This window comes from Phaeobacter sp. SYSU ZJ3003 (genome assembly GCF_041300735.1).
GTDB lineage: Bacteria > Pseudomonadota > Alphaproteobacteria > Rhodobacterales > Rhodobacteraceae > Phycobacter > Phycobacter gallaeciensis_A.
Genome location: NZ_PXNU01000029.1, coordinates 24233 through 35593, shown reverse-complemented (window position 1 = coordinate 35593; position 11361 = coordinate 24233). Strand labels below are relative to the sequence as shown.

13 protein-coding genes are annotated in these 11361 nt (G+C 63.0%); 4 read left to right on the top strand and 9 right to left on the bottom strand.

Going from position 1 to position 11361, the window contains the following annotated elements; genetic code table 11:
- The first annotated feature begins 19 nt into the window (after positions 1-19).
- Complete coding sequence (locus C6W91_RS11500) at positions 20-1072, top strand: proline racemase family protein (protein WP_274838315.1); 1053 nt, start codon at positions 20-22, stop codon at positions 1070-1072.
- A gap of 105 nt (positions 1073-1177) precedes the next feature.
- Here C6W91_RS11500 and C6W91_RS11495 read toward each other — a convergent pair whose 3' ends face one another.
- Positions 1178-1777 carry a hypothetical protein gene (locus C6W91_RS11495; RefSeq protein ID WP_274838316.1) on the bottom strand — a complete coding sequence of 200 codons (600 nt, stop codon included), beginning with the start codon at positions 1775-1777 and terminating at the stop codon, positions 1178-1180.
- Positions 1777-2364 carry a riboflavin synthase gene (locus tag C6W91_RS11490; RefSeq protein ID WP_274838317.1) on the bottom strand — a complete coding sequence of 196 codons (588 nt, stop codon included), beginning with the start codon at positions 2362-2364 and terminating at the stop codon, positions 1777-1779. The genes C6W91_RS11495 and C6W91_RS11490 overlap by 1 nt, the downstream gene beginning before the upstream one ends.
- Before the next feature lie 221 nt (positions 2365-2585).
- Between C6W91_RS11490 and C6W91_RS11485 the strand changes: the two genes are divergently transcribed.
- The 3 genes from C6W91_RS11485 to C6W91_RS11475 all read left to right on the top strand — a co-directional run bounded on the left by C6W91_RS11485 (position 2586) and on the right by C6W91_RS11475 (position 7134).
- Positions 2586-3881, top strand: a complete 1296-nt coding sequence (locus C6W91_RS11485) for a capsule biosynthesis protein (RefSeq protein WP_274838318.1) — start codon at positions 2586-2588, stop codon at positions 3879-3881.
- Between the two features lie 96 nt (positions 3882-3977).
- Positions 3978-5111: a polysaccharide biosynthesis/export family protein gene (locus tag C6W91_RS11480; protein WP_274828256.1), complete on the top strand. Its 1134-nt coding sequence runs from the start codon at positions 3978-3980 to the stop codon at positions 5109-5111.
- Between the two features lie 7 nt (positions 5112-5118).
- A complete protein-coding gene (locus C6W91_RS11475; protein WP_274836022.1) occupies positions 5119-7134 on the top strand; it encodes a capsular polysaccharide biosynthesis protein in 2016 nt (671 codons plus the stop codon).
- Positions 7135-7144: 10 nt separating this feature from the next.
- Here C6W91_RS11475 and ribD read toward each other — a convergent pair whose 3' ends face one another.
- From ribD to C6W91_RS11440, 7 genes are all read right to left on the bottom strand, one after another.
- Positions 7145-8221 carry a bifunctional diaminohydroxyphosphoribosylaminopyrimidine deaminase/5-amino-6-(5-phosphoribosylamino)uracil reductase RibD gene (gene ribD, locus C6W91_RS11470; RefSeq protein WP_274832602.1) on the bottom strand — a complete coding sequence of 359 codons (1077 nt, stop codon included), beginning with the start codon at positions 8219-8221 and terminating at the stop codon, positions 7145-7147.
- A gap of 44 nt (positions 8222-8265) precedes the next feature.
- Positions 8266-8730, bottom strand: coding sequence for a transcriptional regulator NrdR (nrdR, locus tag C6W91_RS11465; protein ID WP_065270909.1), 465 nt, complete (start codon positions 8728-8730; stop codon positions 8266-8268).
- A 122-nt stretch (positions 8731-8852) separates the two neighbouring features.
- Positions 8853-9269: a secondary thiamine-phosphate synthase enzyme YjbQ gene (locus C6W91_RS11460; protein ID WP_274836023.1), complete on the bottom strand. Its 417-nt coding sequence runs from the start codon at positions 9267-9269 to the stop codon at positions 8853-8855.
- Positions 9270-9322: 53 nt separating this feature from the next.
- Positions 9323-9760, bottom strand: a complete 438-nt coding sequence (locus C6W91_RS11455; RefSeq protein WP_274828253.1) for a hypothetical protein — start codon at positions 9758-9760, stop codon at positions 9323-9325.
- An 88-nt stretch (positions 9761-9848) separates the two neighbouring features.
- Positions 9849-10268, bottom strand: a complete 420-nt coding sequence (locus C6W91_RS11450; RefSeq protein WP_274828252.1) for a hypothetical protein — start codon at positions 10266-10268, stop codon at positions 9849-9851.
- Between the two features lie 140 nt (positions 10269-10408).
- On the bottom strand, positions 10409-10816 hold the full coding sequence (locus C6W91_RS11445) for a hypothetical protein (RefSeq protein WP_370570836.1): 408 nt from the start codon (positions 10814-10816) through the stop codon (positions 10409-10411).
- A 159-nt stretch (positions 10817-10975) separates the two neighbouring features.
- A complete protein-coding gene (locus tag C6W91_RS11440; RefSeq protein ID WP_065273528.1) occupies positions 10976-11269 on the bottom strand; it encodes a hypothetical protein in 294 nt (97 codons plus the stop codon).
- Positions 11270-11361: the final 92 nt, after the last annotated feature.

Here is an 11361-nt window from a genome sequence, read left to right as displayed (position 1 = left end):
ATCAGCGAAAGCCAAGCCCATGCGCACCTCTCGTATCCTGCAAACCTATGAGGCCCACGCCGAAGGAGAGCCGGGTCGCGTCATCACCGGCGGCATGCCCCTGCTGAAAGGCGACAGCGTGTTCGAGAAAATGCAGGACATGGCAGCAAACCACGACGAGATCCGCCTGATGATGCTGCGTGAGCCGCGCGGCAATCCGGGGCTATGCGGCAATGTCCTCGTACCGCCCGGCCACCCAGAGGCCGATGCGGGGTTTATCATATTCGAGCAGACCGAATATCCGCCCATGTCCGGGTCCAACACCATCTGCGTGGTGACGGTACTGTTGGAGGCCGGGATCCTGCCCATGGTCGAACCCGTAACCGAGCTGGTGCTGGAAGCACCCGCCGGGCTGATCCGGGTGCGGGCCGACTGCAAGAACGGCAAGGTCACGCGCGTCAGCTTTCGCAACGTGCCTGCCTTTGCCATGCATCTGGATGCCGAGGTCGAGGTCACAGGCCTGGGCACCGTCAGCGTCGATGTGGCCTGGGGCGGCATGTTCTTCGTGCTGGCCAACGCCGACGATCTGGGCGTGGATCTTGCGGCAGACAATGGCAAGGAAATCACCCGGGTGAGCGAGGCCATCCGCCACGCCACGGCCGAGCAGCTGCCCGTCATCCACCCGGAGAACCCCTCAATCACCGGCCCAACAATCACCAACCTCTGGGGGGCGCCCATTGCCAAAGACACCCATGGGCGTGGCGCCATCACGCTGTCGACCAGTGCCTTTGACCCGGCGCGCCCGCAGGATGCCAGCGGCATTCTGGACCGCTCCCCCTGCGGCACTGGCACCTGCGCCAAGATGGCCGTGCTGCACGCCCGGGGCCTGCTTGCGCCGGGACAGCACTACGTCAACGCCGGGCCGCTTGGCACCACCTTCACCGGACGTATTGTCGAAGAAACTAGGGTCGGCCCCTACCCTGCCATCGTACCAACCCTGTCCGGGCAAGGCTGGATCTATGGATCGTCCAGCTACACGCTGGATCCCAGCGATCCTTTTCCTGCGGGCTATACCGTCGGCGATATGTGGTGATGCGCGCCGCGGCAGCGGCGCGCCTGGCCCAACGCCTCGGGCCTGCATCTTCGATGCTGGCTCAGGGGGGGCGGGAGCTTCCCTGCGGTTCGCAGGATGGGCGGCTCAGGCGGACTGATGCGCGAAATACTCGCTGGCAGAGAGATAGGCAGCCGCGCGCCCGGCGGTGCTCCATTCGCTTTCCAGCGGCGCATCCCCGATCACCACCACCGAGGCGCCGGGCAATCCCTGGCGACGCATCAGGTCCTGAACCCGCACGCGCATCTCGGACCAGCTTTCACTGAACCGCGGCGCCGCACCTGCATCGTTCAGAACCGGGTGGACGGCCAGAACCGCCTCGGGCGTATTGGGCCGGTGCACTAACGCCAGTTTGCTGGCGTTCTGCACAGCCTCCAGCGCATGCCGCTCTTGCTCGGGCATATGGGCGCCATAGGCAATGATGCGCAGCGCGTTGGAGGAGAACAGCAGCCCCGTGATGTCCTGCCCCGAGGTCTGCCGCACGCGGGCGTAGGTCTTGTAGTCCATGCCCAGCTCCGCGGCGCGTTTGATGCGCATCTGCAGAACCAGTTTCGGGATCGTGTTGGGCATCAGCTTTTTCTGGGCGCTGCGCCAGGCGTGTACGCGCCAGGCCCGGCCCTGCTCCATGCTGGGGCCATTGTTGTGGCCGATCCCGGCGGGCGCCGCACCGGATGCCAGACCAGACATCACCCAACCTCCGCCAGCCGCGCCACGTAGCGGGCCAGCGTGTCGATTTCCAGATTGACCTTGTCGCCCAGCTTCACATCCCCCCAGGTGGTCACCTCTTTGGTGTGGGGGATGAAATTGATACCGAAATCACTGCCTTCCACATCGTTGACCGTCAGCGACGTCCCGTTGAGCGCCACCGAGCCCTTGGGGGCGATGAAGCGCGCCAAGTCCTTGGGCGCACGCAGGGTCACCCGGGTGCTGTCGCCCTCATCCGTGATATCGACCACCTCGGCCACGCCATCGACATGGCCCGATACGATATGTCCCCCCAGTTCGTCCCCGACCTTCAGGGCGCGCTCAAGGTTGACGCGTTTGCCCACGGTCCAGGCGCCAATGTTGGTCTTGGAGACGGTTTCGGCAGAGATCTGGACATCGTACCAATCCGGTCCCAGCTCGATTACCGTCAGGCATACCCCATCCGAGGCGATGGAGGCGCCAAGGTCGATCCCTGCCGTATCATAGCTGGTGCTGATGCGCGCGCGCAGATCGCCCTCTTGTTCCAGCGCCTTGATGGTGCCGACGTCGGTGATGATACCTGTGAACATGGGGCTGCTCCTTGCCAGTCGTCTGAACGGGTCAGGGCCCGTCCTCCATTCCGTGTTGGCCAAGAGGTAGCGCCTGCACCCTGGCTTCACAAGTCCCCGCAGGCCTTACACGCAGTGACTTGACACCGAACCCGTTTGCACGCCCGCCGCCTCAGCCTTAGTTTCGCCCCAGTCATTCGTTAACCGGGAGATGGTACATTCCCGGAAACCCGAGAAATCGCATGTCCGAGCCTGACACAGATCCGCATCGTCGCTTCCTGTTTCTGCAGGGGCCGCATGGGCCGTTCTTCAACCGCCTTGGCGCGATGCTGCGCGCGGCAGGTTGTTCGGTATGGCGGGTCGGCTTCAACGCCGGGGACAGCGCCTTCTGGCGCCACAGGGCCAGCTACATTCCCTATCAGGGCACGCCGCAGGACTGGCCCGCGACCTTTGCGGGGATCTGCGACCAGCACCAGATCACCGATATCGTGCTGTACGGTGACACCCGCCCGATCCACGCCGAGGCGATCAAGGCCGCAAAACAGCGGGGCCTCTGCGTGCATGTCTTTGAGGAAGGCTACATGCGCCCCTATTGGGTGACCTATGAACGGGGTGGCTCCAACGGCAATTCCCGGCTGATGGACATGTCAGTTCCGGATATGCAGCAGGCACTGGCCCTGTCGGATATGGAGGCGCCGCTGCCCCCATCTCACTGGGGGGATATGCGGCAGCATATCTTTTACGGCGCGCTCTATCACTGGTTCGTCATGTTCCGGAACCGGCGTTACCGGAACTTCCGCCCACACCGATCACTGCCGGTGGCACGCGAGTTCCAACTCTACCTGCAACGGCTCTTGCTGATGCCTGCCCAAGCGCTGGACCGGCGGCTGGCCACATGGCGCATCCGCAGCGGTGGCTTTCCCTACCATCTGGCGCTCTTGCAGCTGGAGCATGACAGCTCGTTCCAGATGCATTCCCCGTTTGAAAGCATGGCCGATTTCCTGGCCGAGGTGATCACCGGTTTCGCCGAAAGCGCGCCGCGCCACCACCACCTGGTGATCAAGGCGCACCCGCTGGAGGATGGCCGTGTGCCGCTGCGCAGCGTGGTGCGCAGGCTGGCGCGGGAGCACGGCATCAAGGACCGCATTCACTACGTTCGCGGTGGCAAGCTGGCGCAGCTGCTGAACGAGGCGCGCACTGCCATTACCGTCAATTCGACCGCCGGTCAGCAGGTCCTGTGGCGCGGCATACCGCTCAAGGTTTTTGGCCGCGCGGTCTATGACAAGGCCGAGTTCGTCTCGCCCCAGAGCCTGGGGGAGTTCTTTGCCACCCCGGCCCGCCCGGACAACCGCGCCTATAAGGATTACCGCCGCTTTCTGCTTGAGACCTCGCAACTGCCGGGCGGTTACTACTCCCGCAAGGGACGGCGGCAATTGCTGCGTCAGGTGGTGGACATGATGCTGGCACCGGACGATCCTTATGATGCGCTGAGGCGTGGCACAGCGGCTCCTCGGCAACAGTTGCGTATCGTGAACTGAGCCGCACAGACCGCAAGACTGGATTTCCGTTCCCTGCTCCGCTATCCTGTCTGAAAAAATTGAGGCAAAACAATAACAGGTCGAGGAGACCGAGCAGTGACAAACGTCCCATTTCGCTGGGCGCGCCCTATCGCGATTCTCGCCGCAGTATCGCTTGCGGCGTCCTGTGGCTTGCCCAAGGTTGGCCCGAACAAACGCCAGATCTTTGCCGGTTCGGTGCAGAAAGAGGGCGATGCCTTTATCGTTTCCGTGAATGACCGGGTGGCTCGGGCAACCGCTGTGGTGCCCGCGCTTGGCTTTTCATCCGATTTTACCTCAGCCGGCCGACTGACCTCTGACATCATCCGGCCTGGCGACGTCTTGGGACTGACCATCTGGGAAAACGTCGATGATGGCCTTCTGGCCGCCGAAACCTCGAACGCGACCGCGCTTGAAGAAGTGCAGGTCGATGGCGCCGGCTATATCTTCGTGCCCTATGCCGGTCGTCTCAGGGCTTCGGGCAACACCCCGGAGCAACTGCGTGAAGAGATTACCAAGAAGCTTGAAGACCAGACCCCGGATCCGCAGGTGCAGGTCCGCCGTCTGGCCGGCGATGGTGCCACGGTCAGCCTGACCGGCGCCGTGGGCGGACAGGGGATTTATCCCATCGAGCGTCCCACCCGCACATTGGCCACCATGCTGGCCCAGGCTGGCGGTGTGACGATCCAGCCCGAAATCGCCCAGGTCACCGTGATCCGCGGGAAGCAGCAAGGTAAGATCTGGTTCCAGGACCTCTATGATCATCCCGAACTCGACATCGCCCTGCGCGGCGGTGACAAGATCCTTGTCGAAGAGGACACCCGTTCCTTTACCGCGCTTGGCGCCACCAGCGCCCAGGCCCGCGTTCCCTTTGAAAGCCAGGACCTGTCGGGGCTTGAAGCCATCGCCCAGGTTGGCGGTCTGATTTCCACCGCCTCGGACCCGACCGGGGTGTTCATCCTACGCAACGAACCGGCAGAGATCGCCAATCAGGTGCTGGGCCGCGACGACCTGATCGGTGCCCAGCGGATGGTCTATGTGCTGAACCTGACGCAGCCGAACGGGCTGTTCATTGCCCGTGATTTCGTGATCCGCGATGATGACACGCTCTATGTCACCGAGGCGCCCTATACCCAGTGGACCAAGACGATATCCCTGCTGGTCACGCCCCTTGGATCGCTGTCGAGCGCCGCGTCCATCGCTGGCGGGTAACGCCGCAATGCTAAGGTCGCCGACAGGCATAACGAAAGCCGGGAACGACAGATCCCGGCTTTTTGTTTACAACGGCGGTTTCCTGACCCAATCCCGATTGCGTCGGATCCTGTCCCTTGCCGGTTATGACATCCGGCTGGGGCTACCCGGCGATGGGGATCTGGTCGGGGTCTGGGGCAATTCCCCCACCGCCCATCGTGGAAAGGCTATTGCTCACAAATATGGTTCTGCCCTGCTGCGGGTCGAAGACGCCTTTCTACGCTCGGTCTATCCAGGCCGCGCGGGTGAGCCACCTCTGGGGCTGCTGCTGGACCGCTCGGGCGCGCATTTCGACGCCAACACGCCATCTGACCTGGAGCAGCTGCTGGCCACGCACCCCTTGGATGACAGCAGCATGATGCGCCGCGCCCGTGATGCCATCGGGCGGCTGATGGATGCGCATCTCAGCAAGTACAACGCCTATGCTGCCGAAGCGCCGGTTCCCGATCCCGGTTACGTGCTGGTGGTGGATCAGGCGCGCGGCGATGCCTCGGTCACGGCCTCAGGAGCAGATGCAGCTCGGTTCCGCGAAATGCTGGTTTTCGCGCAAGAGGAAAACCCCGGCGCCCGTATTCTGATCAAGACCCATCCGGAAACCCGCGCCGGATACCGGCCTGGCTATTTCGGCCCGGAAGATGCCAATGATCGGATAGAACTGCTGACGCGTCCCGTGTCGCCCTGGCCGCTGCTGGAGGGTGCGGTCGCGGTCTATACCGTCTCCTCGCAACTGGGGTTCGAGGCCATTCTGGCTGGCCACAAACCGCGCGTCTTTGGCCAGCCCTTCTATGCCGGTTGGGGCCTGACGCAGGACGAGATGCCGCCGCCGCGCCGCAACCGCCGCCTGACCCGCGCACAACTGTTTTCCGCGGCAATGATCCTGTACCCCACCTGGTACGACCCCTTCCGCGACCAGCTGTGCGAGCTGGAAACCGTGATCGACGCGCTGGAGGCCCGCGTGCGCGCCTGGCGTCAGGATCGCGTCGGTTGGGCAGCCTCCGGCATGCGCATGTGGAAACGCGGGCCGTTGCAGGGCTTTTTCGGCAGCGAAAAGAAGATGCTGTTTACCGAAAACCCGGAAAGAGCACGCAAGAGCGGGCGCAACTGGATGGTCTGGGCCTCCAAAGCGGACAAATCCCACGCCGGGGCCTTTCATCTTGAGGACGGATTTCTGCGCTCGCAGGGGCTGGGCGCCGAACTGGTGCCGCCGATGTCGCTGGTGCTGGACCGGCAGGGGATCTATTACGATCCGCGCCAGCCCTCGGATCTGGATGATCTGATCGCCCAGCGTGAGGACCTGAACGATGCCGAGGCCCGCCGCGCCGAGCGACTGATCAAGAGCCTGACGCAGAACAGCCTGTCGAAGTACAATCTGGGCGGCGACATCCCCGATTTGCCCGCGGGGCACCGGATCCTCGTGCCCGGTCAAGTCGAAGACGATGCCTCGATCCTGGCGGGGGCGGGCAAGATACGCAGCAATCTGGATCTCTTGCGCGCTGTGCGCGCCGCCAATCCCAAGGCGGTGATCATCTACAAACCCCACCCCGATGTCGAAGCAGGTCTGCGCAAGGGGCAGATCGTGCCCGAGGATCTGGCCGATGTCGTGGCGCATAATGCCGATCCGATGGCGCTTCTGGATCACGTGCAGGAGGTCTGGACCATGACCTCGCTCTTGGGGTTCGAGGCACTGCTGAGGGGCGTCAAGGTGACCGTGGTCGGATCCCCCTTCTATGCCGGCTGGGGGCTGACCCGGGATATCATCTCCGCCCCGGCCTGGCGCAAGGCCCGGCCAAGTCTCACGGGGTTGGCTCATGCGGTACTGATCGACTATCCGCGCTATCACGACCCGGTCACAGGACTGCCCTGCCCTGTCGAGGTCGTGGTTGATCGCCTGATCAAAGGCGAGCAACCATCGCCCGGCCTTGGCAACCGCAGCCTGTCAAAACTACAGGGCCTGTTTGCAACCTACGCCCACCTGTGGCGGTGAGCTGTCGTCCTTAGCTCAGCGCCCGGCGCCAGCGGTGCAGGATATCGCCGCCCAGCGGGCGCACTTCAGCCAGTTCAAAACGGGGCGCCTCGTCCAGCCGTCCAAGGCCAAGCGCGCCAATCGAGGGCAGCCCCTCGGCGCCGATGCCGATCCCGGCGGTAAAGCCGATCAGCTCATCCACCAGATCAAAGGCCAGCAATGAGGCCGCCAGCGCGCTGCCGCCTTCGCAGAACACGCGGGTCAGACCCGCCTGACCAAGCTGCTGCAGGATATCCACTGCCGAGAGTTGCACCCCGTGGCTGGCACAGGGCAGCAACCGAGCGCCCAGCCCCTCCCAAGCGCGCAGCCGCTCGATATCGGCGCCCTGACCGTGGCAAAGCCAGACCGGAACCTCTTGCGCAGTGCGGGCCAGCTGGCTCATCAGCGGCAGATCCAGATGGCGGGAGGCAATCACCCGCACCGGCTGTTTGTCGATGCCTAAGTCGCGCACGGTCAGCGACGGATCATCCGCCCGCACGGTTCCGGCGCCGACCATGACCGCATCATGACTGGCACGCATCGCATGCACTGCGCGGCGTGCTTCGGGGCCCGTGATCCATTTGCTCTGCCCCGATCCGGTGGCAATCCGCCCGTCAAAACTGCTGGCCAGCTTCAGTGTAACGAAGGGACGCCCCTGTTCGGTCTTCAGGAAGAAACCAGCGTGATCGCGGGCGGCCTGTTCTGCGAGAACCCCGGTGGTAACCTCCACCCCGGCATAACGCAGCATTTCAAACCCCTGCCCAGAAACCCGCGGATCACTATCGCCGATGGCCGCGACCACACGCGCCACCCCAGCGTCGATCAGCGCCTGCGCACATGGCGGTGTCGCACCATGATGCGAACAGGGTTCAAGAGTCACATAGACGGTGGCGCCACGCGCCGCTGCGCCTGCCTGTGCAAGCGCCTGCGGCTCCGCGTGCGGGCGGCCGCCCGGTTGGGTCCAGCCCCGCCCGACGATGCGACCATCCTTGACGATGACGCAGCCCACCGCCGGGTTGGGCCAGCAATTGCCATGCCCACGCCGCCCCAGGGACAGGGCCAGCGCCATGAACCGTTCATCCACGGCAATGTCATAACGGCGCATCGGGGTGATCACTCTTCCGGGGGGTGCGGGCGCAATTCGTGGACGAAGTCCTCGAAATCATCGGCGGCCTGAAAATTCTTGTAGACGCTGGCAAAGCGCACATAGGCGACGGTGTCGATCCGCGCCAAAGCCTCCATGACGATCTCGCCGATCTTCTTGGACTGAATATCCGTCTCGCCCATGCTTTCAAGGCGGCGGACAATGCCCGAGATCATCTGATCGATACGCTCGGGGTCGATCGGGCGCTTCTGCATCGAAATGCGGATTGAGCGCTCCAGCTTGTCCCGGTCGAAGTCTTCGCGTTTGCCGTTGGTCTTGACCACCACCAGATCGCGCAGCTGCACCCGTTCGTAGGTGGTGAAACGCCCGCCACAGGCCGGGCAGAAGCGGCGGCGACGGATCGACACGTGATCCTCTGCCGGGCGCGAATCCTTGACCTGAGTATCGATATTTCCGCAAAACGGGCAGCGCATCAGCCAGTCCCCTTCATGATCAATGCCTGTAGATTGCGCCTGACCCGGCGCAGTTATCCACAACTATAGGACAGCCTCAACAGTTTGGGTAGAGGCGAAATCACACCGCTAGATCAAGCAGTTCACGCAAGATGCGCCGCAACCTTGCGCCGGTGCGGCGCGTCGCGGTGTTCAAACAGGTAGACCCCCTGCCAGGTGCCCAGAACAGCCGCGCCATCCGTGACCGGGATCGACAGGCTGACCGGCATCATTGCTGCCTTGATATGGGCGGGCATATCATCGGGGCCTTCGTAGGTATGGCGCAGATAAGACATCGACGGGTCCGTGCTGGGCGGCACCAGTCGGGCAAAATAGGCCCGAAGATCCGTCTGCACCTCGGGGTCGGCGTTTTCCTGTATCAGCAGGGAGCAGGAAGTGTGCCGCACGAACAACGTCAGCAACCCCTGCCGCACACCGCAGGACCCAACCCAGGACTGAATATCGCGGGTGAATTCGTAAAGGCCCTGCCCGGCCGTTTCGATCTGGAATTCGGTTTGCATGAGGACAGCATTGCCGCAGGACGCGCTGCTTCACAAGTGCCCCTATGAAGTGATCAGGGGCGCCGGAAGAAAGGATCGTCGAACCGGTCATAGCAATAGTTGCGGGCGGTGGCGGCGTTCAGGTTGTAGCCCGGCTTTTTCACCGACAGGGAATACCCTTTTTCCGTACTCGCTCCCGGCGGCGGGGTCAGCGCGAATTTCACCGACTTTCTGCCGGGGCGGTTGACCGAAGGGCCGACGCCCTCCCAGACATAGATCCGCTGGGTGGCGCTGGTACGCAGCTGCGATATGGCAAAATCCCCGATCCCACACCAGTAATCCTGCGCCGAGGTGCCGACCCGGCTCACCACTTCCCAGACACCCTCTTCGACAGGCAGCACTTCGTGGCGGTTCCAAGACCACCAGGCCTGCACCGAGACGGATTGCGCGGTAACAGGCTGCACCGCAAGGGCTGTCGCAAAGGCCAAGGCAGGCCAGAACATCGGTTTCATCGGTCTACTCCCCTGTTGCGTCACCAGAAGTATAGCACAGGCCCGCTGTTCGGCGACCTCAGCCGGTTCGCCAGCGCCCGTCAGCGGGTCAGAAACCCGTCGGCAATTGGTGACAGAATGACAGGGCTGCGCGCACCTGCATCGCATCGCCGACGTTCAGGCGGTTGATCGGCGGATTAGTGATAGGCTCCGCTCCCGCCAGCATATTCGCATCGAGCGTGAACTGCACCGCAGAGCGGCGGTTGGTCGTATCGCTGGGTCCCATGCCGCGGGACACATAAACCATTGCCGACATCGGCGCGCCAAGCGCACGCACGGCATAATCCCCAGCGCCACACCAATAGTCCAATCCGGTCCCGCCTGCGATCGGAACGACCTCGAACACCTGCTCCGATACCGGGTTGACCCGCGCCGACTTGCGGCTGGTAAAGGCGTCAGCCGCCCCGGCAAGGCCAAGAGCCGCCGAGGCCGAAAAGACGACCACTGCAAATGAAAATCTTCGCGCCATTGCGACACCCTCCAATACCGTCAAGCTCTATTCCTCACACGGTATGATCCTAGGGCCAGCCCCGCTTCGCGCCAGCCCCGGGGCTATCACGCTCTCGTGTATCTGTCGCTTCGAACGTGGCGCGCCCACCGGCCTGCGTATCAGGGACGGATCGGACGCTGGCTGCAATAGGTTCTGGCCTGCTGGACCGACATGGAGTCGCCGGGACGGATGCCAAAGGTGAACCAACCGCGATCCGTACCCAGCCCGGCGACCTGATCAGCCGAAAGGGTGAATTGCACGGCAGACCTCTTACCTGTGGTGACGCTTTCACCGCGCCCACGCAGGACATAAATCGGGTCGCGCCAATCCGCGCCAAGCACACGACGAGCATATTCGGAGGCCCCGCACCAGAATTCCTCAACAGTGCCAGAACTGCGCGGAACGACTTCGAACACCGTGTCACTCACGGCATTCACCTGCACCCCATTGGCAAGCGTGAAGGCCTGCCCGACGGAGGGAGACAGGAGAAAAAGGGCGCACCCGAGGCTGGATAGCAAATTCTTCATGGCAGGAAATCCGTTGTTTTCTCAAACATAGGGATCCCCGTAGGCAGAACCAAGGGGCGGCGCCCTCACTTAGAGAAGATCAGCAAAGAGCAGCTTTAGCTCGAATTCCGCAGCAAGTACGCGGCCGCCTGCACATCCAGCTCCCCAGACGGGCCGGGATCAGTTGCGTTTGGGAAAGGGAATGATCTGCGCGCTTTGCTGTGTGCCGAGTGTCTGTTCCAGAATGGCCAGAACTTCGGGTTTCGGTGTCTTTCCCTTGGTCGGGCTGAACCGGCTTCGTGCCTGCTCCCGCAGCATGCTGCGCGCGGTATCGCCGTCGATTTCCTGCAAGCGTTCGCCCTGATCCTTCAGAACCTCCAGCATGAACTGGTTGGCCTCGGTCAGGTTCTTGAGATGCAGAAGCTTTTCCTCAAGTTCACTCAGAGCGGCGGTGGTTCCCCGGTTTGCAGACATCATTTCCCCCGAAATGCAAAGTTCCTTAACCAAAAGTTTACGCAGCTCCCCCGCCAAGGGCAAGGATCAGGGTAAAGAGATGGTTAACGAGG